Source organism: Enterococcus sp. AZ120 (assembly GCF_050546165.1).
Lineage (GTDB): Bacteria > Bacillota > Bacilli > Lactobacillales > Enterococcaceae > Enterococcus > Enterococcus faecalis.
This window is the reverse complement of record NZ_CP172950.1, coordinates 1,348,922-1,374,052: the sequence shown is the minus strand read 5'-3', so window position 1 is coordinate 1,374,052 and position 25,131 is coordinate 1,348,922. Positions and strand designations below refer to the sequence as shown.

At 38.0% G+C, this 25,131-nt stretch carries 22 protein-coding genes, 2 pseudogenes and 1 riboswitch; of the genes and pseudogenes, 22 read left to right on the top strand and 2 right to left on the bottom strand.

Annotated elements, in window-relative coordinates:
* The first annotated feature begins 12 nt into the window (after window positions 1-12).
* The 7 genes and pseudogenes from buk to IGJ46_RS06590 all read left to right on the top strand — a co-directional run bounded on the left by buk (window position 13) and on the right by IGJ46_RS06590 (window position 7,039).
* Window positions 13-1,095 (top strand): butyrate kinase, encoded by a 1,083-nt coding sequence (gene buk / locus IGJ46_RS06620; protein ID WP_002397335.1) that lies wholly within the window; start codon window positions 13-15, stop codon window positions 1,093-1,095.
* 5 nt (window positions 1,096-1,100) lie between these two features.
* A complete protein-coding gene (lpdA, locus tag IGJ46_RS06615; RefSeq protein ID WP_218391080.1) occupies window positions 1,101-2,510 on the top strand; it encodes a dihydrolipoyl dehydrogenase in 1,410 nt (469 codons plus the stop codon).
* A 10-nt stretch (window positions 2,511-2,520) separates the two neighbouring features.
* Entirely contained in the window at window positions 2,521-3,513 is a 993-nt protein-coding gene (locus IGJ46_RS06610; RefSeq protein ID WP_002357474.1) for a thiamine pyrophosphate-dependent dehydrogenase E1 component subunit alpha, read from the top strand.
* 21 nt (window positions 3,514-3,534) lie between these two features.
* Window positions 3,535-4,521, top strand: coding sequence for an alpha-ketoacid dehydrogenase subunit beta (locus IGJ46_RS06605; protein WP_002357475.1), 987 nt, complete (start codon window positions 3,535-3,537; stop codon window positions 4,519-4,521).
* Window positions 4,522-4,544: 23 nt separating this feature from the next.
* A pseudogene (locus IGJ46_RS06600) lies at window positions 4,545-4,715 on the top strand (biotin/lipoyl-containing protein); the annotation flags it as partial.
* A gap of 192 nt (window positions 4,716-4,907) precedes the next feature.
* Window positions 4,908-5,843, top strand: a pseudogene (locus IGJ46_RS06595) (dihydrolipoamide acetyltransferase family protein); the annotation flags it as partial.
* Window positions 5,844-5,986: 143 nt separating this feature from the next.
* Window positions 5,987-7,039: a PTS sugar transporter subunit IIC gene (locus IGJ46_RS06590; protein WP_002384478.1), complete on the top strand. Its 1,053-nt coding sequence runs from the start codon at window positions 5,987-5,989 to the stop codon at window positions 7,037-7,039.
* An 8-nt stretch (window positions 7,040-7,047) separates the two neighbouring features.
* On the opposite strand, the gene IGJ46_RS06585 is transcribed toward IGJ46_RS06590, so the two are convergent.
* Window positions 7,048-7,938: a LysR family transcriptional regulator gene (locus tag IGJ46_RS06585; RefSeq protein WP_002365698.1), complete on the bottom strand. Its 891-nt coding sequence runs from the start codon at window positions 7,936-7,938 to the stop codon at window positions 7,048-7,050.
* A gap of 177 nt (window positions 7,939-8,115) precedes the next feature.
* On the opposite strand from IGJ46_RS06585, the gene IGJ46_RS06580 reads away from it, so the two are divergent.
* The 12 genes from IGJ46_RS06580 to IGJ46_RS06525 all read left to right on the top strand — a co-directional run bounded on the left by IGJ46_RS06580 (window position 8,116) and on the right by IGJ46_RS06525 (window position 21,117).
* Window positions 8,116-9,057 carry a 2-dehydropantoate 2-reductase gene (locus IGJ46_RS06580; protein ID WP_002357479.1) on the top strand — a complete coding sequence of 314 codons (942 nt, stop codon included), beginning with the start codon at window positions 8,116-8,118 and terminating at the stop codon, window positions 9,055-9,057.
* Window positions 9,058-9,332: 275 nt separating this feature from the next.
* Window positions 9,333-10,184 (top strand): ribosome biogenesis GTPase YlqF, encoded by an 852-nt coding sequence (ylqF, locus tag IGJ46_RS06575; protein WP_002357480.1) that lies wholly within the window; start codon window positions 9,333-9,335, stop codon window positions 10,182-10,184.
* A 1-nt stretch (window position 10,185) separates the two neighbouring features.
* On the top strand, window positions 10,186-10,953 hold the full coding sequence (locus IGJ46_RS06570; RefSeq protein ID WP_002357481.1) for a ribonuclease HII: 768 nt from the start codon (window positions 10,186-10,188) through the stop codon (window positions 10,951-10,953).
* A 60-nt stretch (window positions 10,954-11,013) separates the two neighbouring features.
* A complete protein-coding gene (gene dprA / locus IGJ46_RS06565) occupies window positions 11,014-11,877 on the top strand; it encodes a DNA-processing protein DprA (protein ID WP_002382350.1) in 864 nt (287 codons plus the stop codon).
* A 90-nt stretch (window positions 11,878-11,967) separates the two neighbouring features.
* Complete coding sequence (locus IGJ46_RS06560) at window positions 11,968-12,621, top strand: CPBP family intramembrane glutamic endopeptidase (protein ID WP_033599502.1); 654 nt, start codon at window positions 11,968-11,970, stop codon at window positions 12,619-12,621.
* Window positions 12,622-12,805: 184 nt separating this feature from the next.
* The gene (gene topA, locus IGJ46_RS06555; protein WP_002357484.1) at window positions 12,806-14,884 is read left to right on the top strand and encodes a type I DNA topoisomerase; all 2,079 of its coding nucleotides are present in this window, start codon (window positions 12,806-12,808) and stop codon (window positions 14,882-14,884) included.
* 107 nt (window positions 14,885-14,991) lie between these two features.
* On the top strand, window positions 14,992-16,299 hold the full coding sequence (gene trmFO, locus IGJ46_RS06550; RefSeq protein ID WP_113803265.1) for an FADH(2)-oxidizing methylenetetrahydrofolate--tRNA-(uracil(54)-C(5))-methyltransferase TrmFO: 1,308 nt from the start codon (window positions 14,992-14,994) through the stop codon (window positions 16,297-16,299).
* Between the two features lie 211 nt (window positions 16,300-16,510).
* Window positions 16,511-17,410 (top strand): tyrosine recombinase XerC, encoded by a 900-nt coding sequence (gene xerC, locus IGJ46_RS06545; protein ID WP_002365692.1) that lies wholly within the window; start codon window positions 16,511-16,513, stop codon window positions 17,408-17,410.
* A 28-nt stretch (window positions 17,411-17,438) separates the two neighbouring features.
* Window positions 17,439-17,987 (top strand): HslVU peptidase proteolytic subunit, encoded by a 549-nt coding sequence (hslV, locus tag IGJ46_RS06540; RefSeq protein WP_002357489.1) that lies wholly within the window; start codon window positions 17,439-17,441, stop codon window positions 17,985-17,987.
* 14 nt (window positions 17,988-18,001) lie between these two features.
* On the top strand, window positions 18,002-19,405 hold the full coding sequence (gene hslU / locus IGJ46_RS06535; protein WP_002360239.1) for an ATP-dependent protease ATPase subunit HslU: 1,404 nt from the start codon (window positions 18,002-18,004) through the stop codon (window positions 19,403-19,405).
* A gap of 20 nt (window positions 19,406-19,425) precedes the next feature.
* Window positions 19,426-20,208, top strand: coding sequence for a GTP-sensing pleiotropic transcriptional regulator CodY (gene codY / locus IGJ46_RS06530; protein WP_002357492.1), 783 nt, complete (start codon window positions 19,426-19,428; stop codon window positions 20,206-20,208).
* A gap of 33 nt (window positions 20,209-20,241) precedes the next feature.
* Entirely contained in the window at window positions 20,242-21,117 is an 876-nt protein-coding gene (locus IGJ46_RS06525) for an aldose 1-epimerase family protein (RefSeq protein WP_002361863.1), read from the top strand.
* A 41-nt stretch (window positions 21,118-21,158) separates the two neighbouring features.
* Here IGJ46_RS06525 and plsY read toward each other — a convergent pair whose 3' ends face one another.
* Complete coding sequence (gene plsY / locus IGJ46_RS06520; RefSeq protein WP_002360243.1) at window positions 21,159-21,788, bottom strand: glycerol-3-phosphate 1-O-acyltransferase PlsY; 630 nt, start codon at window positions 21,786-21,788, stop codon at window positions 21,159-21,161.
* A 205-nt stretch (window positions 21,789-21,993) separates the two neighbouring features.
* Window positions 21,994-22,153, top strand: a riboswitch (cobalamin riboswitch).
* Between the two features lie 118 nt (window positions 22,154-22,271).
* On the opposite strand from plsY, the gene IGJ46_RS06515 reads away from it, so the two are divergent.
* Genes IGJ46_RS06515 through IGJ46_RS06505 form a run of 3 tightly spaced genes read left to right on the top strand, consistent with a single transcriptional unit; the run spans window position 22,272 to window position 25,064 of the window.
* Window positions 22,272-23,300 (top strand): ABC transporter substrate-binding protein, encoded by a 1,029-nt coding sequence (locus tag IGJ46_RS06515; protein ID WP_025190076.1) that lies wholly within the window; start codon window positions 22,272-22,274, stop codon window positions 23,298-23,300.
* Window positions 23,293-24,300, top strand: coding sequence for a FecCD family ABC transporter permease (locus IGJ46_RS06510; protein WP_002360246.1), 1,008 nt, complete (start codon window positions 23,293-23,295; stop codon window positions 24,298-24,300). The genes IGJ46_RS06515 and IGJ46_RS06510 overlap by 8 nt, the downstream gene beginning before the upstream one ends.
* On the top strand, window positions 24,297-25,064 hold the full coding sequence (locus tag IGJ46_RS06505) for an ABC transporter ATP-binding protein (protein ID WP_002357498.1): 768 nt from the start codon (window positions 24,297-24,299) through the stop codon (window positions 25,062-25,064). Before IGJ46_RS06510 ends, IGJ46_RS06505 begins: the two co-directional genes overlap by 4 nt.
* Window positions 25,065-25,131 lie beyond the last annotated feature (67 nt).

Below are 25,131 nucleotides of genomic sequence, written 5' to 3'. Positions count from 1 at the left end.
GAGCAGAAAACAATGGAAACAGTATTGGTTATTAATCCTGGCTCGACCTCCACTAAGTTAGCGCTTTTTGCTAATCATGATTGCTTGGCGGAAGAAACGCTTAGACATAGCGTCCAAGAATTGGCACCTTTTGAAAATGTTGTCAGTCAAACACCATTTCGAAAACAAATGATCGCGGAATTTTTAGAAACACATAACATCACACAATTAGCCGCTGTCGTAGGGCGTGGTGGTTTGCTTAAGCCTATTCCTGGCGGTACGTATCTTGTCGATCAACAAATGCTAGAAGACTTGCGGACAGAACGCTTTAATACCCATGCTTCAAATTTAGGGGCGATTTTAGCTAATGAGTTTGCAGAAAAATATCACGTGCCAGCCTTTATTGTCGATCCTGTTGTTGTAGATGAGCTACAGCCATTAGCCAGGATTTCTGGATTAAAAGGCATTCAGCGGCGTAGCGTTGGTCACGCCTTAAATCAAAAAGCGGTCGCTCGAAAAATCGCTGAGGATTTAGGGAAAACATATGAGCAAAGCAATTTTATCGTTGTTCATTTAGGTGGGGGCATTAGCTTGGGGGCGCATCAAAAAGGCCGCATGGTGGATGTGGTAAATGGGCTTGATGGTGAAGGTCCTTATACGCCAGAACGCAGTGGTGCCTTACCGCTCGTTGAATTTGCGCAATGGATACTTGAACAGGAGTTAACGATTAGCCAAGTGAAAAAGCTAATTGCGGGTAATAGCGGCCTTAAATCATACCTAGGTGAAACAGATTTACGGCATATCCAAGCACAAATAGCTGCAGGTGATCAAACAGCAAATTACTATTTAAAAGGAATGTGTTACCAAATCGCAAAAAGTATTGGCGAGATGGCCGTGGTTCTTGAAGGCACAATTGATGCAATTATTTTAACAGGGGGCGCAGCCTATTCGCAAACCGTTGTTCAAGAAATTAGTCAAAAAGTCACTTGGATTGCACCAATTAAGGTTTACCCAGGTGAAATGGAGATGGCTGCTTTATATGAAGGCGTCAATCGAGTATTAACAGGGGAAGAACAAGCTTTAAATTATAGTGAAGCAAAAATTGAGCAGGAGTGATCAAAATGGCGGGACAAACAGATTTACTGATTTTAGGTGGCGGAACAGGAGGCTATGTAGCAGCAATTCGAGCCGCACAAAAAGGGCTAAACGTCACAATTGTTGAAAAATACAAATTAGGTGGCACTTGTTTGCACAAAGGCTGTATCCCTACAAAAGCTTTATTAAGAAGCGCAGAGGTTTTTGATACCTTAAAACAAGCGGCTTCTTTTGGGATTGAAACAGAGGCAGCGTCCATTGATTTTTCTAAAATACAACAACGGAAAGAAGGAATTGTTGAGCAGTTGCACAAAGGTGTTGAAGGCTTATGCAAGAAAAATAAAATCAAAATTTTAGCAGGCGAAGGTGCGATTTTAGGTCCCTCTATTTTTTCACCAGTCTCTGGCGCAGTGGCAGTTACGTTTAATGATCCAACACGGGAAGAAGAAATTATCGTTCCTAAAAATGTCATTATTGCGACAGGCTCTAGTCCTAAAACGTTACCTAATTTGCCACTGGATGAAGAATTTATCTTATCTTCTGATGGGATGCTTGAATTAGAAGAGCTACCAGAATCAATTGCAATTATTGGTGGTGGCGTTATTGGTGTCGAGTGGGCTTCTTTATTAAATAGTTTAGGTGTCAACGTAACTATCATTGAATTTTTGGATCGGTTACTTATAAATGAGAGTGCAACAATTTCTAAAGAATTAAAGAAACGTTTAGAGCAACGAGGAATCAACATTCTATTAGGCAGCAAAGTCCAAGAAGCGAAAGTTACTGGACAAAAGGTTCAAGTAGAAGTTGCAGGACAAGAAACCCTCACCGTTGACAAAGTCATGGTAGCAATTGGGCGTCAACCCAATATCAATAAGTTAGGGTTACAGAATACCTCAGTGAAATATACTGACAAAGGCATTGAAGTAAATGAATTTTATCAAACCACAGAAGGACATATTTATGCGATTGGCGATTGTATCGATACACTCCAACTAGCACATGTGGCTATGAAAGAAGGCGAGTTAGCTGTTCAGCATCTTTTAGGCGAGACAGTTGAACCTTTAAATTATACAAACGTGCCTCGAGGTGTTTATACAAATCCTGAAATAGCAAGTGTCGGCTATACTAGAGAAACTTTACCAGCAGATAAAGAAGTAGTGATTGGCACCTTTAATTTTAATGGTAATGGTAAATCACTTGTTTATGGAGAAACAGATGGCTTTATAGAAGTAATTCGTGACAAGAAGACCGATGATTTATTAGGGGTTTCTATGATTGGGCCACATGTCACGGATTTAATTGCCGAAGCAAGTACTGCCATGTATTTAGATGCCGCGCCCATTGAAATTGGTGAAGCAATCCATGCGCATCCAACAATGACAGAAGTATTGCAAGAAGCAGCCTTAGATACTTATGGCTTAGCGATTCACAAATAGAGAAAGGTTGATGAAAATGAAAACGCTTAAAAAATCGGGTTTATCAAAAGAAGAATTGATTCAGGCATATCGTCAAGTACTACGAGGACGTCGTTTAGACGAACGGTTGTGGCAATTAACAAGGATTGGTAAGACCTCTTTCAATATTTCTGGTCAAGGGGCAGAAGTTGCACAAGTAGCGATGGCGATGGCTTTTGATCCTCAAAAAGATTATTTTTTACCGTATTATCGTGATATGACCGCGTGCTTGGTTTGGGGCATGACCTCCAAAGATATTTTAATGGGTTCTTTTGGAAAAGAAGCGGATCCTTCTTCCCATGGTCGTCAAATGCCGAATCATTATGGTTCAAAAGAGCATAATATTGTTTCCTTCTCTTCAACAGTAAGTACACAAATGCCATTAGCAACAGGTGTTGGTTATGCAGCGCAACTTCAAAAAGCTGATTTTGTTGCATTGACCACCACTGGGGAAGGCTCTGCCAATCAAGGAGAAGTCCAAGAAGCTATGAACTTTGCAGGCGTAAAAAAATTACCAGTCATTTTTGTTGTTGAAAATAATGAATATGCGATTTCTGTCCCAATTGAAGAACAGTATGCCAATAAACGAATGGCCGATCGCGCGAAAGCTTATGGCTTTGAAGGTGTAACCGTTGATGGTAGTGATTTTACTGAAGTCTATCTAGCATTTAAAGAAGCAGTAAAAGCGGCTCGCGGGAAAAAAGGACCAAAATTGATTGAATTAATGGTTTCTCGCTTGACTTCTCATTCCGCTGACGATGATCAATCTGTTTATCGTTCAAAAGAAGAAATTGAAGAAATGAAAAAGAACGATGCAGTGAAGCTTTTTGAAAAACAATTATTAGAAGAGGGCTATTTAACAGCCGAAGACATTGCCAAAATTGATGAAGAAATTCGTGCAGAAATCAATCAAGCAACGGATGAAGCAGAAGCAATGCCAGATCCTGTACCGACATCAATTTTAGAAGAAGTGTATGCAAAATAAGAGAAGAGGAGAAGAAATATAATGGCTGAGATGACTTATTTAGAAGCAATTAACTTAGGAATTTCTGAAGAAATGGCTCGTGATGAAAAAGTAGTTATTTTTGGGGAAGATGTCGGCGGCGACAAAGGCGGGGTGTTCGGTGTAACAAAGGGTTTAGCTGCTAAATACGGTGACGAGCGTTGTTTTAATACACCGTTAACAGAAGGCTTAATTGGTGGTTTAGCTGTCGGCTTAGGTTTAATGGGCTATCGTGCAATTGGTGAATTTCAATTTGCGGATTACATTTTGCCTGCAACCAATCAATTGTTATCAGAGGCTCGGACAATGCGCTATAGAACAAAAGGCGATTGGACTGCGCCAATCGTTTATCGGACACCTTATGGCGGCGGTGTTCGTGGTGGGCTGTATCATTCTCAGTCTACAGAAAAAGTTTTTTGTGGACAACCAGGATTAAGAGTTGTGACCCCCTCTAATCCTTATGATGCAAAAGGGATGATTAAAGCAGCGATTCGTTCCGATGATCCAGTCATTTTTTACGAACATAAGCGTTTATATCGTCTACTAAAAGATGAAGTGCCTGCAGATGATTATATCGTACCAATTGACAAAGCCAATGTCGTTAGAACGGGTAGTGATTTAACCGTGATTAGTTACGGCATGACCTTGCAATTAGCTTTAGCTGCGGCGGAAAAACTAGCCGCTGAAGGAATTGATGCCGAAATCGTCGATGTTCGCTCGTTATATCCTTTAGATCGCGAAACATTAGTAGCTGCAGCTAAGAAAACGGGGAAGGTTTTACTCGTAACAGAAGACAATAAAGAAGGCAGTGTGATGAGTGAAATTGCAGCAATGATTTCAGAAGATGCTCTCTTTGATTTAGATGCACCGATTCAACGACTTGCAGGACCTGATTGTCCAAGCATGCCTTATGCATTACCTTTAGAAAGAGAATTTTTAATCAATGAAGAACAAGTATTAGCAGCAATGAAAGAATTAGCAGAATTTTAATTGAAGCAAGGAGGAAAAAATAAATGGCCACAAAAGAAATCAAAATGCCTCATCTAGGCGAAAGTGTCACAGAGGCAGCCATTGTCCAATGGTTAGTTAAACCAGGAGATTCAGTGAAACGCTATGATCCCTTAATGGAAGTCGTTTCTGATAAAGTCACCACGGAAGTCCCATCAGATTTTGATGGTGTAGTAAAAGAATTTCTGATTTCTCTAGATACAGATGTGCCCATCGGAACAGCGGTGATGACGTTAGAGACAGAAGAAACAACCGAAAAAACAGAAGAAGCTACTTTAGCACCAGTGAAAGAAGCAAGTGCGGAACAAGCACAAGAACATGAAACGGTTGAAACAACAAGCACTGCGACGTCCCATAAAAAAAATAATGGTCGTTATTCCCCAGCAGTCCTTAAAATTGCCCAAGAAAAAAAGATTGATTTAACACAAGTTACAGGGACAGGTCGTGATGGTCGAATTACTAGAAAAGATGTTACAAACTTTACACCAACACAGGCAAGAACGCCTGAGAAAACAGTGAGTCCAGGAACTAGCCCTTCAATTTCAGAGGAGCCAGTTGCTTCGCAAAATGAAAGTGCCGCAACAGCTAGTCCAACTGAAACAACCACAGATAAAATTGTCTCTGCAGATCCTGTACGTAAAGCAATTGCTAAAAAAATGGTCCAAAGTGTCAACGAAATCCCTCACGCTTGGTTAATGGTGGAAGCGGATGTGACCAACTTAGTCCAACTTAGAAATTCATTAAAAGATGAATTTAAACAACAAGAAGGCCTGTCTCTAAGCTTCTTCCCATTTTTTGCCAAAGCAGTCATTCAAGCGTTAAAGAAAAATCCAAAAATCAATACATCTTGGGATGATGGCTCAATTATTTATCATAAAGATGTTAATTTATCCATAGCTGTAACGACAGACGAGCATCTTTATGTGCCAGTGATTCAACAAGCGGATAACTATTCAATTGCAGGGCTAGCTAAAGAAATCAATCGCTTGGCACAAGAAGTCCGACAAGGAACGCTAGCAAGCAAAGAAATGCAAGGAGGGACCTTTACTCTTAATAATACTGGAACACTAGGTTCCGTCCAATCGATGGGAATTATTAACCATCCACAAGCTGCGATATTACAAGTAGAGTCAATTAATAAACGCCTTGTGCCAACCGCAGATGGAGGCTTTAAAGTGGCAGATATGGTTAATTTATGTCTTTCTATTGATCATCGAATTTTAGATGGACAACAAGCAGGTAAGTTCTTGCGAGATGTTAAAGATAATTTAGCGAAATATAATGCGGATACGGATGTATATTAAAAATCGTTCCTTGCTTTAGTTAAATAAAAAGCGCCTCAAAGAAATAAGCGCTCTTCTTTGAGGCCGCTCTTTATCTAATAGAAAGTTCAATCATTCTCAAACTTGTTCTAAAAAAACAAAAATAATCAATAGGAGTGTTGAAAATGCCCACTGATAAACTGGATGCTCAATTAACCCCAAGAATATTTTTTAACAAAGTGTTAGCTGGAACAGCTTCCGGCACCATTATCGCCTTAATTCCCAATGCTGTATTAGGAGCCATTTTAAAATATTTTGCAGAATACAAGATTATCGAAATGATTATTCATGCGGCGCAAATTTTCCAACTAGCCACCCCTTTAATTATTGGTGGACTGATTGCTTTTCAATTTGGCTTAACGCCACAGAAAATGATGATTGCTGGCGGTGCAGCATTTGCTGGCTCTGGCGTGATTAAATTTAATTCAGAAGTGAAAGGCTTTATTGGTGCAGGCACTGGTGACATCATTAATATTATGATTACCGCTTCTGTTGCAGTCTTACTTTTATTAGTCATCGATAAAAAATTCGGTTCAGTGGAAATCATTGCTTTACCGATCGTTGTTGGAGTAGGTGCAGGTTTGTTTGGCATGTTGATTTATCCATATGTGACACAAATTACGGTCGCCATTGGGAAAGTGATTAACAATTTTACTGATTTCCAGCCAATTATCATGAGTATTTTAATTGCTTGTTCATTTGCTGCACTGATTATTTCGCCAATCACTACTGTGGCAATCGGTTTGGCGATTCAGTTGAATGGCTTGTCTGCAGGTGCTGCTGCAATGGGAATTGCAGCCACAACTGTTGTTCTTGTGATTAATTCTTGGAATGTCAACCAATCGGGAGTGACACTGGCTGTCTCTTTGGGCGGTATGAAAATGATGATGCCTAACTTATTTAAATACCCAATTATTTTAATTCCTTGTTTATTTACAGCGACTATTTCAGCAATTCCTGTGGTTCTATTCAACATTTCAGGAACCCCACAATCGGCTGGATTTGGCTTGGTTGGACTCGTGGGGCCACTTGCTTCATTGGATGCGGGCTTAGGGATCTTACCCTTACTCTTTTCTTGGTTTGTTGTTCCAATTGTCGCGGGTTTATTCTCAAAATTCTTATTTGAAAAAGTGTTGAAACTTTATGATAGTAAAGTCGTCTTTGCTTATCAAGGCTAGATTATCCATTAATTTTCTTTAATGATTTGGATAAAATCTCTAACATCTTCTGTCATACTAAAATCGCGGCGCAAAGCAATGCCGATGGGGAAATAGTCAAACTTATCTTTTAAAGGAATCCATTTCAGTCCCTGACTTTTTCCCACTTCATAATATTCAATCGGCAGCAAACAAATCGAATTATTTTTTTGTAAACTATAAAGAAGTACTTGTAAATCATCGTTATGCAAAATGATATTCGGCTCATAACCGAAGCTCCGAGTCCGATCTAGTAGTAGGCGACCAATCATAAAATTATCACTTAACGATGAAAATCGTTGATCTTTCAAATCTTTAAAAGTTAATTTTTCATATTGGGAGAGAGGATTTGATTCTGGTACCACGACATAAACATGGTAGCCTTTGGTAGTCGTTTCTAAAGGTTCAATATGAATAATTTCAGGTAAGGTATTTGGGAAAGAAATTAGTCCCATATCAATTTCTTTATTTGCTAACATCGTTTGTAATTTTGGCGAGCCATCTTGCTGTAATATTAAATTCACATGTGGATGGGTTGTTAAAAATCGTGAAATTTCTTTCATAAATTGTACAGCAAATAAAGTAGTTAAGCCTAAACGCAATTGCTTTTTAACTGGTTTCTGGTTCATTTCACGAATATCTGTTACCAATTGATCGAATTGAAAAACAACTTCTTGGCCATGTTCATATAAATAAAGACCTGTATCGGTTAATTGAAACGGTTGATCAGAATGATCAAACAACGCTGTGCCTAACTCAGATTCCATTTTTTTCAATGCTAAAGAAAGTGTTGGTTGGGTGACAAATAAATTGCGAGCGGCCGCCGATAAACTGCGGGTATTAACAATTTCAATGAAGTACTTTAAAAGCTGAATATTCATCAGAAACTCCCCTTCTTTTTTAAAAGCGCTTACATAAATGCACTTGGATAAAAAATAACAAATAGATCACTTATAATATAACATATGTTTTGCCTTTTTATTGCTATAAAAGTAAGAGATAGAGATTTTCTTAGCAGATTTTTACCTAAAAATAAAAAATTGAACGGAGGAAAAGAAATGAAGATTATTATCGCAGGTGCTGGCGCTATGGGCAGTCGCTTTGGACTAATGTTACATCAAGCAGGAAATGACGTTATTTTTGTTGATGGTTGGCCAGAACATATTGAAGCAATAAGAAAAAACGGGTTAGTTGCTGATTTTAATGGCGAAGTGGTGACCGCTAAAATTCCTATTTATCCTCAGACAGAAGTAGCAAGCATCGATTTTACAGCAGACTTAGTTATCCTATTTACAAAAGCAATGCAACTGGAAGGAATGCTTGAAGCATTAGAACATTTCCTTAATAAAAATACGAAAGTTTTATGCTTGTTAAATGGAATTGGGCACGAAGATATTATCAAAAAATACGTGCCATACGAAAATATTTTATTAGGAAACACAATGTGGACCGCTGGGTTAGAAGGACCGGGCAAAGTAAAATTATTTGGCAATGGTTCGATTGATTTACAAAATTTAGGAGCGCAAAGTGAACAAGCGGCAGAAGCAGTCATTAAGGTATTAAATAACGCTGGCTTAAATGCACGTTATTCTGAGAATATTTTATCATCCATTTATAAGAAGGCTTGCGTAAATGGAACAATGAATGGTTTATGTACTTTGTTGGATTGTAATATGGCAGACTTTGGCGAAACAGAGCAAGCAGATCAAATTGTTCAACAAATAGTTAATGAATTTTTAGCAGTCGCTGAAGTGGAACAAGTTACGTTAGATAAACAAGCAGTGCTTCAACAAATCCGCTCGTGTTATAATCGAGAAACAATTGGTTTGCACCATCCATCGATGTATCAGGACTTAATAACCAATCATCGTTTAACCGAAATTGATTATATCAATGGAGCAATTGTTCGCAAAGGGAAAGCCTATGGGATTGCTACACCGTACTGTCAGTTTTTAACAGAGTTAATTCATTGTAAAGAAAATTTACTTCATGCTAAATAACAAGTAAAAACAGAAATATTCTTGAGTCGGTCTTGAGAAGAGCTTGACCTACTTCTTTCTATACTTTGCCAGTGTACAAGGCTGAGACAAAATCCAAAGTGAGTTTGTCTCAGCTTTTTTGTTTTTTAAAGAACACTACAGAAAATAAATCAAATCCGTGAAAAATATGTTAAACTAGAGAAGGTGTTTTTTCGCAAGAATCTACGCGGAACACAGGACTCGTTGAAGAATTGAATCAAAGAAACAATGTGTTAAAGAAGGGATTTGAACAGATTATGACCATTCAATGGTTTCCCGGCCATATGGCCAAAGCAAGAAGAGAAGTTTCGGAAAAAATCAAATATGTCGATATTGTATTTGAACTAGTTGATGCGCGGTTACCGCTTTCTTCCCGTAACCCAATGATGGACCAAATTGTCCAACAAAAACCACGATTAGTCCTTTTAAATAAAGGGGACTTAGCAGATAACGACCAAAATAAAAAATGGCAACATTACTTTCAAAAGAAAGGGTACCAAACCCTAGTTATCAATGCCCAACAAAATAAAGGAATCAATAAAATTGTGCCAGCAGCCAAGGAAGCGTTAAAAGAAAAATTGGCTCGTGAACAGGCGAAAGGCTTGAAACCGCGTGCGATTCGCGCCATGTGTATTGGGATCCCCAATGTTGGTAAGTCAACCTTAATGAATCGTTTAGTCGGAAAAAAAATTGCGCAAACTGGGAACAAGCCAGGTGTGACAAAAGGACAACAATGGTTACGCTCTGGTTCCCAATTGGAATTACTGGATACACCAGGAATTCTTTGGCCAAAATTTGAAGATGAAGAAATTGGGAAAAAATTAGCTTTAACTGGCGCTATAAAAGATCAATTATTGCATTTAGATGATTTGGCGATTTATGGATTAGAATTTTTTGCACGTTTTTATCCGCAACGTTTGACGGAACGATATGGTTTAACAGAGGAAGAGCTATTTTTACCTGCCCCAGAACAATTGATGTTAATTAGCCAAAAACGTGGTTTTAGAGATGATTATAATCGAGCCAGCGAAATGATTATTTTAGAAATTCGCAGTGGAAAATTAGGTACGTATACTTTGGACCGCTGGGAAGAACTAGGAGACGAATAACATGGCAAAAGAGTCGATTCAGGCAATCAAAGAAGCGCTGTTAACTGTCACTGATGCAACCGATGAACGATTAGCAAGCTGGCGAGAAGATGAACGTTCAGGAGTGCAACAAGCGATCAAACAGTGGGAACGTCGCCAGTTAGCCAAAGAAAAAGAGTGGCAACTTTTTAAAGAAATGAGTCAATTTGAGGAAGCGGCCTATAAAAAAGGCCATCGTTTAATTGCGGGAATTGATGAAGTAGGCCGCGGACCATTAGCTGGTCCTGTTGTGACAGCTGCAGTTATTTTGCCGAAAGATTGTCAATTATTAGGCTTAAATGATTCAAAAAAACTATCTGCTAAAAAACGGGAAACGTTATATAACCAGATTCAAGAACAGGCTGTCGCTATCGGGTTAGGTATCGCTGATCAAGGAGTCATTGATCAAATTAATATTTATCAAGCAACTAAACAAGCGATGAAAATGGCAATTGACGATTTAGCTTTTGCACCAGATTATTTATTAATTGATGCAATGCAGTTAGACGTTCCCCAACCACAAGAAAGTTTGATTAAAGGGGATGCACGCTCCATTTCGATTGCAGCAGCCAGTATTATTGCAAAAGTAACAAGAGATCGATTAATGGAAGAATATGATGAATTATATCCTGGATATGGATTTAAAAACAATGCAGGCTATGGAACAAAAGAACATCTTCTCGGGTTAGAAAAATACGGTGTAACACCCATTCATCGACGTACGTTTGCGCCAATAAAAGATATGATTTAAAAATAAAACACTTTTTTTACGTATTCTTATTTTAAGAAGATGTGAAAGAGGTGTTTTTTGTTGGAAATTTTACAACGACAATTATTATTTAAATTAGCGGTATGCCAAGGAATTGGCAATTTAGGTATCTTAAAAGTGTTACAAGAAGCTATCGCACAAAAGCGTGTTGATTTTTCCAGTACAGAAATTATTAGAATTGCTGAAATCAAGAAATATCGTGAATTATTTGAACAATCTTGGTTACACCATACGATTCATAGTGAAGCGTTATATATACGACAATGCCAACACCAATTTATGACAATTTTAGATGCCGTCTATCCTAAATTATTACGAGAAATTTATAATCCACCAGCAATTCTTTTTTATAGAGGAAATTTACAATTGTTAAGTAGAAGGAAAATTGGCATCGTCGGCGCTCGCTATGCCACTTCGTATGGGTTAAGAGTGACTGAAGCTCTGGTTCCTAAAATAGTCAAAGAAGGATTCACAATCGTCAGTGGTCTTGCCAAAGGCATTGATAGTCGTAGCCATGAGATGGCCATCCAGAACGGGGGTCAGACAATTGGAATTTTAGGCACTGGATTAGATGTATATTATCCGTATGAAAAGAAAGAATTACAGCAAACTATGAAGCAGAATCAGCTTGTTTTAACAGAATATGTGAATGGGAGTGGGCCGAAAAAATATCATTTTCCTGCACGTAATCGCATTATTGCTGGATTATCTTTAGGGGTCTGCGTGATGGAAGCTCGTAAGAATAGTGGATCTTTAATTACTGCACAAGCGGCGATGGATTACGGGCGCGAGGTATTTGCCGTACCGGGAAGTATTTTCCAGTCTTTTTCAACAGGCTGCCATGAATTAATTCAGGACGGCGCTAAATGTGTTCAGACAATTGATGATATTTGTGAAGAATTGTGACTTTTACTAATTGTGAATTGACAACCTACGTTCACTTCGGTACTATTTAATCAGATTTTAATCTTTTGGTTGGTAGTTAGGAGTGTCTAAATGGAAACGGTTGTTAGAAAAAGATGGTTGTTTGGTATGCAGCTACTGGGCTTTTTGATTTTGGATCAAATTCCTTTGATGATGGTCTCAGTTGTTCAATTTTCTACAGAAAATTTTTGGTTTCGCTTTGTTAGTGGATTAGTGGCTGTTGGACTTGGTGCCTATTTCGTCTATCTATTTGTTGCTTTTTTGAAAAAGAAAAAGCTCATAACTTGGACTTTTTTAGGAATCAAAGAAACCTTGCCAGTGGTCTTGTTAGGTTTGGTGATAATCTTTTGTGTGGGAATATTTGGTGATTTCTTATTACGTCTGGAAGGATTAGAGACGACCTCTAACCAACAAAGTGTTGAAGAAATTGTCCAATCTATTCCTAAAGGGCTTATACTTATTTTTGCAGGTGTGATTGGGCCAATTTTCGAAGAGGGAATTTTTCGTGTCGGGATTCAAGCGTTTTTCAAGCCAGCTTCAAAAATAGGCATACTCGTTTCTTCTATTTTATTTGCACTTGTGCACACGCCGACAGATATAGGTAGTTTTGTTATTTATTGGGGCATGGGTTTAGCTTTAAGTTGGGTCTATCTACGCACGGGTCGCTTTGAAGCTGCTGTCTTGACTCATTTTGTTTGGAATGTTATAGGTATTTTAATGCTTTAGGATAAAATCTATAAATCATAGGCATTTTTTATTTATAAATTCGGACAGTCAAACAGAAATGACAGAAATGTTAGAAAGCCTAGTCTTGACAAACCTATTCTATATAGCATATGATGTATTACGATTTGTGCGTTTTTTACATATATTATATAGTAGGAAAGCGAACGCGAAAGGAGCTAATTGAATGGCCTATAAGTATCTCGTGATTGTAGAATCACCTGCCAAAGCCAAAACAATTGAAAAATATCTAGGAAGAAACTACAAGGTGGTTGCCAGTGTTGGTCACATTCGCGATTTACCAAAAAGTAAAATGGGGATTGATATTGAAAATAATTATGAACCTCATTATATTTCGATTCGCGGAAAAGGCGATGTCATCAAAAGTTTAAAAGCGGCTGCAAAAAAAGCTGAAAAAGTCTATCTCGCAGCCGATCCGGACCGAGAAGGTGAAGCAATTGCTTGGCATTTAGCTTATCTTCTTGGCCTTGATTTAAAAGATAAAAACCGTGTGGTATTCAATGAGATCACTAAAGAAGCGGTAAAAGCGGCATTTAAAGAACCTAGAACCATCAACGTTGATTTAGTTGATGCACAACAAGCACGGCGCATTTTAGACCGTTTAGTTGGATACTCGATTAGTCCTATTTTATGGCGTAAAGTCAAAAAAGGTTTGAGTGCTGGTCGTGTGCAATCTGTTGCTTTAAAAATGATTATTGATCGAGAAAATGAAATTCGAGAATTTAAACCTGAAGAATATTGGAGCATTGATGGGAATTTCCAAAAAGGTCGCAAGAAATTCAAAGCAAATTTCTGGGGCGTAGATGGTAAAAAGAAAAAATTACCAAATGCAGAAGCGGTGAAAGAAATCACTTCTCGAATTGACGGTAAAGATTACGATGTTACAAAAGTTGAGAAAAAAGAACGGAAACGTAATCCTGCATTACCTTTTACAACCAGTAGTTTACAACAAGAAGCGGCACGTAAATTAAATTTCCGTACCCGTAAAACCATGATGGTTGCGCAACAATTGTATGAGGGAATTGCTTTAGGGAAACAAGGCACTGTGGGGCTGATTACCTACATGCGTACAGACTCAACCAGAATTGCCGATTCCGCCAAAGCAGAAGCTGCTGAATTCATTGAAAAGACCTACGGAGATGAGTTCTCAGCACATGGCGGCCGCAAAGCAAAAAATACGCAAGGTGCACAAGATGCCCATGAAGCGGTTCGTCCGTCAAGCGTTTTAAGAACACCTGATGAAATGAAGAAGTATTTAGATAAAGATCAATTAAAATTATATACTCTTATTTGGTCGCGCTTTGTTGCTAGTCAAATGACACCAGCGATTTTAGATACCATGAAGGTCACGCTTCAACAAAACGGCGTAACGTTTATTGCCAATGGCTCCAAAGTGAAATTTAAAGGGTTTATGCAAGTATATGTTGAAGGACGCGATGATGGTAAAGAAGACAAGGAAAATATTTTACCTGAATTAGTGGAAGGTGACGTTGTTAAATCGGTCGATATCGAACCGAAACAACACTTTACTCAACCACCGGCTCGTTTTAGTGAAGCCACGTTAATCCGGACTTTAGAAGAAAATGGTGTGGGCCGACCATCAACGTATGCGCCAACATTAGAAACCATTCAACGGCGTTATTACGTGAAGCTAACCAATAAACGGTTTGAACCAACGGAATTAGGTGAAATTGTGAATTCTCTAGTTTCAGAGTTTTTCCCACAAATTGTCGATACACATTTTACAGCGACAATGGAAACGGACCTAGATAAAGTCGGTGAAGGCCAAGAAAAATGGGTTGAAGTTGTCGATCGCTTCTACAAGCCCTTCGAAAAAGAATTAACAAATGCCGAAGAAAAGATTGAAAAAATCCAAATTAAAGATGAACCAGCAGGTTTTGACTGCGAACTATGTGGACATCCAATGGTGATTAAACTGGGTCGCTACGGGAAATTTTATGCATGTAGTAATTTCCCAGATTGTCGGAATACAAAAGCGATCGTTAAAGAAATTGGCGTGACGTGTCCTGTGTGTCACGAAGGACAAGTTATCGAACGCAAATCAAAGAAAAATCGAATTTTCTATGGCTGTAGTCGGTACCCAGAGTGTGACTTCACTTCTTGGGACAAACCAGTAGGCCGACCATGTCCAAAATGTGGGCAATATTTAGTAGAGAAAAAAGTTAAAGGCGGCAAACAAGTCGTTTGTATCAATGGCGATTATGAAGAAAACGTCCAAAAATAAGAAAAATTGAGACCGAAGAATTTACTTCGGTCTTCTCTTTTAGTAAAATGAATTGAGTTTGTAAGAGACAGCTCTTAACTTCTTGACATAGAAAGGAATTTTTATACATGACAAAAAAAGTCACAATTATTGGTGCCGGTTTAGCCGGAAGTGAAGCGGCATGGCAAGTGGCCAATGCTGGCGTACCAGTTGATTTATATGAAATGCGCCCTGTCAAAAAGACACCAGCGCATCAAACAGAAAATTTTGCAGAGTTAGTTTGTTCTAATTCATTACGTGGAAATAGTTTAACCAATGCGGTAGGTGTTTTAAAAGAAGAAATGCGCCGTTTAAATTCAATCATTATTGGTAGTGCAGATCAAACCGCTGTACCAGCTGGCGGCGCCTTAGCAGTTGACCGTGATTCTTTTTCTGAAACAATCACTGAAAAAATTAAAAGTCATCCATTAATTACAATCAAAAATGAAGAGATCACCGATATTCCGGAAGGGATTGTAATTATTGCAACGGGTCCTTTAACCTCTGAAAGCTTATCTCAAAAAATTCAAGAATTTAATGGTTCTGAAGGCTTTTATTTTTACGATGCAGCAGCACCAATTATTGATAAATCAACAATTGACATGGATAAAGTTTATTTAAAATCTCGTTATAACAAGGGGGAAGCGGCTTACTTAAATTGTCCGATGACTGAAGAAGAGTTCAATGCTTTTCATGAAGCGCTAGTCAATGCAGAAGTGGTTCCTTTACGCACGTTTGAAAAAGAGAAGTTTTTCGAAGGCTGTATGCCCATCGAAGTAATGGCGCAACGTGGCATTAAAACCATGTTGTTTGGCCCAATGAAACCTGTCGGACTAGAAGACCCTAAAACAGGTAAACGCCCTTATGCTGTAATTCAATTACGTCAAGACAATGCTGCAGCTTCTTTATACAATATTGTTGGTTTCCAAACGCATTTAAAATGGGGCGAACAAAAACGAGTATTCCGTATGATTCCGGGATTAGAAAATGCTGAATTTGTTCGCTATGGCGTCATGCATCGTAATAGTTTTATGAATTCTCCAGAGTTGCTAAAACCAACCTACCAATCAAAAAAACGTGACGATCTGTTTTTTGCTGGACAAATGACTGGTGTTGAAGGATATGTTGAAAGCGCGGCAAGTGGTTTACTTGCAGGTATTAACGCAGCTCGTCTTGCCAAAGGGGAAGAGCCGATTGAATTCCCTCGCGAAACGACTTTAGGAAGTATGGCTTATTATATTACACATGCAGAAGGCAAACATTTCCAACCAATGAATGCAAACTTTGGGCTTTTCCCAGAGTTACCTGAACGAATTCGTGACAAAAAAGAACGCTATGAAGCAATTGCTAATCGGGCCTTAGATATCCAAGCTCAAGTTATCCAATCTTTAGACTAAATTAGAAAAAATATGAGAAAAGACCGAGCATCATTGCTAAGAAATGCGATGATACTCAGTCTTTTAATTTTTAGAAAAAAATAACAAAAGCTAAAGAATAGTTAAAATTGTGAACATATTTAGAAATATTGATTAAATTCTGACAACTTAATTGTCTTTTGAAAAAGGTTATGCTAAAGTTACTTTGTAATCGAATGAGGAGGGCTATCACATGGAAGAAAAGAATTGGCCTGAGTTATTTGCTCGTTATCTTATTGTCGAAAGAGGCTATTCAGAAAAAACAAAAAAAGCATATCAAGAAGATATACAACATTTTTTTTCGTTTTTAAAGACTTCAGGTAATGACAATTATTTGACTGTGGAACATTTGGATGTTCGGGCTTATTTGAGCGAATTATACGATCAGGAATATAGCCGCAATTCGATTAGTCGAAAAATTGCCAGTTTGCGTTCTTTTTATCAATTCTTATTAAAAAATGAAGCAATCCAAGAGAATCCTTTTTCCTATGTTCATATGAAAAAGAAACAGTTACGGTTGCCCCGTTTTTTTTATGAAAAAGAAATGGATGCATTATTTGAGAGCGCACAAGGGGAGCAACCGCTTGATTTGAGAAATCAAGCGTTGCTAGAAGTTCTGTATGGGACTGGTATTCGGGTCAGTGAATGTGCGAACTTAACGGTGGACGCAGTTGACTTTCAAGCTTCTGTTTTATTGGTTCACGGAAAAGGAAATAAAGATCGCTATGTGCCTTTTGGTTCATTTGCACAAGACGCCTTAAAGGATTACTTAGAGAATAGCCGCGCGCTATTAATGACAAAATATCAAAAAAAACATCCATATGTCTTTGTTAATCATCATGGTGAACAAATCACGCCAACAGGGATTGAATATGTCTTAAACCAACTAATTAAAAAAAGTTCATTAAATGCGGAAATTCATCCCCACATGTTACGCCATACATTTGCGACACACTTATTAAATAATGGCGCCGATATGCGGACAGTTCAAGAATTATTAGGACATGCTAATTTATCCACAACTCAGATATATGCGCATGTGACAAAAGAAAGTTTACAAAAAAATTATCGAACGTTTCATCCTCGTGCATAATGGAGGTAAACGTCTAGGAGGAACAATAATGGTTGAATCACAATTTCACTCTACAACAATTTGTGCAGTCGAAAAAGATGGAAAATTTGCAATGGCTGGTGACGGCCAAGTAACAATGGGCGAATCTGTCGTTATGAAAGGTACGGCCAAAAAAGTGCGCCGTATTTACAATGATGAAGTCGTTGTCGGTTTTGCAGGGAGTGTGGCAGATGCCTTTACATTAGAAGAAAAGTTTGAAGGAAAATTAAATGAATACAACGGAAACTTAACGAGAGCTGCGGTTGAGTTAGCCCAAGAGTGGCGTACACAACAGTCTATGCAAAAATTAGAAGCTATGCTGATTGTGATGAATAAGGAAGAAATGCTCTTAGTTTCAGGAACTGGGGAAGTCATCACACCAGACGATGGTATTTTAGCAATTGGTTCAGGCGGTAATTTTGCTTTGTCCGCTGCAAGAGCCATGAAAAACTTTGGCGATAAAGAAATGCCAGCGAAAGAGATTGCTAAAAATGCCTTAAATATTGCTGCAGATATCTGTGTATTTACGAATCATAATATCATTGTAGAAGAATTATAAGCGAGGGAAAATCCATGAATGAATTAAACAAAACACCAAAAGAAATAGTCAAAGAACTAGATCAATATATTGTTGGACAGCAAGCTGCCAAAAAATCAGTGGCGGTAGCTTTACGTAACCGCTATCGTCGCTTGCAATTAGAAGAAAATATGCAACAAGATATTACGCCTAAAAACTTACTAATGATTGGACCAACAGGTGTTGGTAAAACTGAGATTGCTCGTCGTCTCGCAAAAATTGTCAATGCGCCTTTTGTAAAAGTTGAAGCAACCAAATTTACAGAAGTAGGCTATGTTGGTCGGGATGTCGAATCAATGGTGCGGGATTTAGTAGAAAATGCGATCCAAATTGTTGAAAAACAACAATACAGTCGCGTGTATGCGCAAGCATTAAAAAAGGCCAATCAACGTTTAGTCAAAGTATTAGTGCCTGGAATTAAAAAAGAACAAAAACAGGCTGGCGGTAATCAATTTGAACAAATGATGAACATGTTTAACATGGCTCAGCAACAGCAAGAAGCACAAGAAGAAGTAACGGAAGATATTCGAACGAATCGCCGAACAATTTTGGAACAGCTGGAAAAAGGTCTATTAGATAATCGTGAAGTAACAATTGAAATTGAAGAACCGAAGAAAACGATGCCAGCTATGAACAATGGCCTAGAACAAATGGGTATCGACTTAAATGAAACGTTAGGCGCTCTGTCACCAAAGAAAAAAATCGAACGTACTGTAACGGTGAAAGAAGCACAAGAATTATTAGTGAAAGAAGAATCAGCAAAAATTGTCAATGACGCTGATATTCATAGTGAAGCGATTCGTTTAGCTGAATCAAGCGGAATTATTTTTATCGATGAGATTGATAAAATCACCTCTAAAAGTCAACAAAATTCGGGCGAAGTCTCTCGTGAAGGAGTACAAAGAGACATTTTGCCGATTGTTGAAGGCTCCCAAGTTAACACGAAGTATGGTCCTTTACAAACGGATCACATTTTATTTATCGCTTCAGGTGCTTTCCACTTGTCAAAACCAAGTGACTTGATTCCAGAATTACAAGGCCGCTTCCCAATTCGAGTTGAATTAGATGATTTAACGGCGGATGACTTCGTAAGTATCTTAACTGAGCCAAACAATGCTTTAATTAAACAATATGTAGCATTAATCGGCACAGAAAATGTTTCAGTCATCTTTACCAAAGAAGCAATTGAACGGTTAGCACACATCGCTTATGATGTAAACCGTGATACAGATAATATTGGGGCGCGTCGTTTACACACAATTTTAGAGCGTTTATTAGAAGATTTATTATATGAAGCACCAGATATGCAAATGGGTGAAATTACGATTACCGAAGCATATGTCAATGAAAAATTGAATGACATTGTTCAAAATGAAGATTTAAGTCGTTACATCTTATAAAAAAGGCTGGAGGAGAAAAGATGGCTACATTATTAGAAAAAACACGTCAAGTGAACGAGCTTTTGCAAAAAAACAATCTGTTTGACGTACAAGCAGAACTTCCGTACAACAAAATGGCAATGATTTTAGGGGATATTTTAGAAAGTAATGCGTATATTATTAGCAGTTCAGGGGATTTGTTGGGGTATACTGAAAAATTAGATGTTAATAATGCCCGTATCAAAAATATGTTTAAAGAGAAAAAATTTCCTCAAGGATACACCGAGGCCGTGGATATGCTCAAAGTAACCGAAGCCAATATTCCAATAGATAGTGATTTAACTGCATTTCCTTTTGAATCACGAGAGCTGTATCCGTTTGGTCTAACCACTATTGTGCCTTTGTACGGTGCTGGCAAACGCTTGGGTACGATTATTTTAGCGCGTGTTGAAAAATCCTTTAACGAGGATGATTTAGTGTTAGCTGAATATAGTGCGACCGTTGTCGGCATGCAAATTTTGTATCATCAATCCAGAACAATTGAAGCAGAAGTTCGCAGTGCGACTGCCGTGCAAATGGCCATCAACACTCTTTCCTATAGTGAATTAAAAGCCGTCCATGCCATTTTTGAAGCCTTAGATGGCGAAGAAGGTCGTTTAACTGCTTCAAGTATTGCAGACGAAATAGGCATTACTCGTTCCGTAATTGTGAATGCCTTAAGAAAATTAGAATCAGCTGGAATTATTGAATCACGTTCTCTTGGTATGAAAGGGACTTATTTAAAAGTATTAAATCAACAATTTATTAAAGAGTTGGAAAAATAAGCAATTGCTCGTATCAACTAGGAGGACAACGCAATGACTGTACAAATTGAAAATGAATTTCTAATCGCAACATTTGCTGAAGAAGGAGCAGAATTAGTAAGTTTACAATCAAAAGAAACCGGCATTGAATATATTTGGCAAGGAAATCCTGAATTTTGGGCCCGCCATGCGCCCGTACTTTTTCCGATTGTCGGTCGTCTAAAAGAAGATACGTATATGTACCAAAATCAAGCGTATCATTTAACTCAACATGGTTTTGCTCGTGATCAAGTATTTGATGTGATTGAAAAAGGTGGAGAAGAAGTTTCTTTTTCACTAAAATCAACAAAAGAAATCAAGAAGAAGTATCCTTTTGATTTTGAACTAGTGATTACTTATACATTAGAACACCAAGAATTGACTGTAAACTACCAAGTAGAAAATACAGGGAAAGAAGAGATGTATTTTGGGATTGGTGGTCATCCAGCCTTTAATGTACCTTTAGAATCTTCACTAACGTTTGAAGATTATTATCTAAGTTTTTCACCTAAAAAATCACGGACACAAATTCCCTTAGCAGGCCCGTTTATTGATTTAGCGAATAAAACGCTAGCCCAAACGAATACCAGCTTTGACTTAACGCATCAATTATTTGAAAATGATGCAATGATTTTTGAAACAAAAGGTCAAACAGCAATTACGATTGCCACAGACGAAAGTGACCATCAAGTCACTTTGAGTTATCCAGAAATGCCTTTTGTGGGGATTTGGTCACCGACACCGAAAGAAGCGCCTTTTGTCTGTATCGAACCTTGGTGCGGGATTGCTGATGCTGTCGACGCAACTGGCCAACTTGCTGAAAAATTTGGCATCAATAAGTTACCAGCTAACGAACTATTTAAAACACAGTATATGATTAGTGTAAAATAAAGAAAAAGGCTGTGAACATTATTTGTTCACAGCCTTTTTCTTTATTTTTTTGCACGTAAGCCAAAAGAGAGGCGACTTTCTGTTCCATTTTTAATTCGCTGAATGTTTTCACGATGACGGACAAAGATAAAAGTAGTCAAAGCAATCGCAATCACGGTTAATAACCAGTTAAATGTTGGTAAAATAGCTGGGACAGTGAAAGGCAAAATAATAGTAGAAAGTGTAATTAGTACAGCGCTAATCATACTTGTTAAACTCACCATACTGGTTAGATACAGACAAATCACAAAAATAAGAGCAGAATAAATAAAAAATGTGGGGCTGTATGCTAATAACATGCCAGCGCTAGTGGCTACGGCTTTACCACCTTTGAAATTGGCAAAAATAGGGAAGGTATGCCCTAAAACAGCTGCTACCCCAAAGAAGAGCGGATTCACGCCTTGTAAACCAAACAAATAGGGTAATGAAGTGGCTAACGTTCCTTTCAAGATATCCATTAATAATACCGTAATTCCGGCAGGTTTCCCTAAGACACGAAATGTATTGGTTGTTCCTGTATTCCCACTCCCAAATTGGCGTATATCTTTTTTAAAGAAAAGTTTACCAATCCAAACACCTGAGGGAATCGAACCTAATAAATAGGCAACAAGTAACAAAATGACGATTTTCATCAAGTTAACCTCTTTCTTATTCAAACTAGGATTTATTTTATCATGAATAGAAAAACGGAACAACGTCTAATAACTAAAACAAGAAAAGTTTTTCTTTTGCTTGAGGAAGCGTTGACAAATGGTTGATAACCGTTATAATAAATGTGTGTCATTAGACAAAGACGTCTAATCACTGGTTTGAAAATTAGTTATCAACGAAGATACAATATATATGTACTTATGAAGTGTCAGGGAAAGAGGTGCGAATCCTCTACAGACCTACCTACTGTATGGTGGATGAAACCAATAAGACCACAGATTATTCTGGAAGGATTGGGAGTAAGAAGAAGCTAAGTCAGGATACCGGCTTGATAAGTCTAATCATTCTTTTGTAGGAAAAAGAAGGGGCTTTGAAGATAACTGGCTGAGTATATCATTAGCATAGTTAAGTGACTGCTTTTTTTCTATTGGAGAAAAAAGTGGTTTTTTTGTATTGTTTTGACGTTGAGACAAAGGAGGTTCATTTCAGAAAATTTTCCCCAAAATAAAATAGACGAATGCGAGGATGAAAAAATGAAAAAATTTACTTTAACAATGATGACTTTAGGTTTAGTAGCAACACTTGGCTTAGCAGGGTGTGGCAAACAGGAAAAGAAAGCAACTACCTCTTCTGAAAAAACAGAAGTAACGTTACCAACCAAAGACCGTAGCGGCAAAGAAATTACTTTACCCAAAGAAGCAACCAAAATTATTTCCCTAGTACCATCAACAACAGAAGTGATTGAAGACTTAGGTAAAACCGACCAATTAATCGCAGTTGATACTCAAAGTAGTACAATGATGACTGATTTAAAAAAATTACCACAAATGGATATGATGGCTGTCGATGCCGAAAAATTGATTGCCTTGAAACCACAAATTGTTTATGTGAATGACATCAATTTAGCTAGCTCAGAAAGTGTTTGGAAACAAGTGGAAGATGCTGGAATTACAGTCGTTAATATCCCCACTAGTACAAGCATCAAAGCAATCAAAGAAGACGTCCAATTCATTGCGGATAGCTTATCCGAACATGAAAAAGGACAAAAGTTAATCCAAACAATGGATCAAGAAATCGACGAAGTAGCCAAAATTGGGAAAACTATTAAAAAACCAAAAACTGTTTTGTTTGAAGTGGCTGCCTTACCAGACATTTATAGTTTTGGTAATGGGACATTTTTAAATGAAATGATTGAAACAATTGGGGCAAAAAATGTTTTGGCAAATGAAAAAGGCTGGTTACCAGTGACAGAAGAAGCGGCCATTGCTGCAAAACCAGAAGTCATTTTAACCAATGTTAACTATATGAAAGATCCCGCCAAAGAAATTTTAGCTCGTAAAAACTGGGAAAGCGTTCCAGCAGTTCAAAACAAAGAAGTTTTCGAAATTGATAACATGTCTAGCTCTTTACCAAATAACCACATTACCAAAGCATTAAAACAAATGGCAAAAGCTGTTTATCCAGAGGAATACAAGGATTTAAAAGATGAGTAAAAAAACGTGTCTCATACTGATGCTCTTGATCAGTATGAGCATGCTCTTTTTGGGTATTAAAATTGGAAGTGTTCAGATTTCGTTAACGGATTTGCTTCAAATTTTAGTGAAAAAGACGGTTTCAGAAGACGGGATTTTAGAGGGAATCATCTGGAATGTTCGGTTACCGCGTGTCGTGATGGCCTATCTCGTGGGCGCAGGCTTAGCAGTAAGTGGCACGGTGATGCAATCGCTCTTAGGTAATCCTTTAGCTTCTTCGTATACTTTGGGCGTATCAGCGGGAGCATCCTTAGGCGCTGCGTTAATCATGGTAACTGGAGTAACTGCTTCGATCTTAGGGGCATTTTTATTGCCTTTAACTGGTTTTATCTTTGGCTTAGCAACGGTCTTTTTAGTTTTGTTATTTACGCAAACAATGGATAGTCAAATGTCCAATCAAACAGTTGTTTTAGTAGGAATGATTATGACCTTGTTTGTCGGTGCTATTTTGACGTTGATTACAGCACTTTTCCAAGATTATTTGAAACAATTAGTCTTTTGGCAAATGGGTAGTTTTTCTGGCAGTAATTGGCAAAAAATTGCTATTTATTGTCCAATCTTGCTTGTCAGCAGTCTGTTTCTTTGGTTTGATGCCAACGCATTGGATGTTCTCGGTTTAGGAGAAGAACATGCGATGTTAGCGGGAGTAGAAGTCAAAACAGCAAAACTACGCATTATTCTTTTGGCTAGTTTATTGGCAGGAAGTGCGGTTTCATTTGTCGGTGTGATTGGTTTTGTTGATTTAATAGCACCACATATTGTCCGTCGCTATTTAGGGGCGACTCATCGCTGGCTGATTCCCGGTTCAGCAATCTTAGGTGGGACCATCATGGTACTAGGGGACACAATTGCCCGCACGATTTTATCACCAAGAGAAATTCCCATCGGGGCCGTAACAGCCTTGATTGGAGCGCCATTCTTCTTGTATATTTACTTTAAAAAAAGGGGCGTTGCTGCATGATTGAATTAAAAAAAACAGCTGTAACGCTCCAACAAACCCCCATTTTAAAAGATATTTCCCTCGTTTTTCCGACAGGTAGTAAAACTTGTATTTTAGGTCCAAATGGTTGCGGTAAAACGACACTTTTAAAAACGATTGCCGGACTTGTCCCTTATAGTGGTTCTGTTTTAATTGATGGTCAAGAAGTTCATGGACAAAAGCGGAAGGAATTGGCAACGAAAGTAGCGATGATGAGTCAATTCACGACAGTTGCTTTTGATTATACGGTTTACGAAACAGTTTTGATGGGGGCGTATCGACAACAAGCACAACGTTTTTTACCTATTGTTTCTAAACAAGAAAAAGAACGAGTCCTTTATTATTTAGAACGCACGGGTTTATTGCCTTTAAAAGATAAAGTTGTCAATCAGCTTTCAGGAGGACAACAACAACGAGTATTTTTGGCTAAATTATTTGTACAAGATCCAGAAATTATTTTATTGGATGAACCCAATAATCATTTGGATATTCGGTATCAACAAGAATTGATTCAGCAGTTAAATGAGTGGAGTGCGCAAGAAGGGAAAACGTTAATCGGGGTGTTTCATGATATCCGTTTAGCGTTAACGCTAAGTGAAAAAATTGTGTTTATGAAGCAAGGGAAAGTGGCCGCGCAAGGTGATTTTCAAACGTTGGCTTCCAAAGAATTTTTACAAACAATTTTTGAAACAGATATTGTCTCCTATTTTCAGAAACAACATAAAGTTTGGGAAACTATTCAATAATTTTGACAAGTTTTTTGGAAACAGGTAAGATAAAGGCAAAGAATCAGAAACACAATGGCGTGTTTTA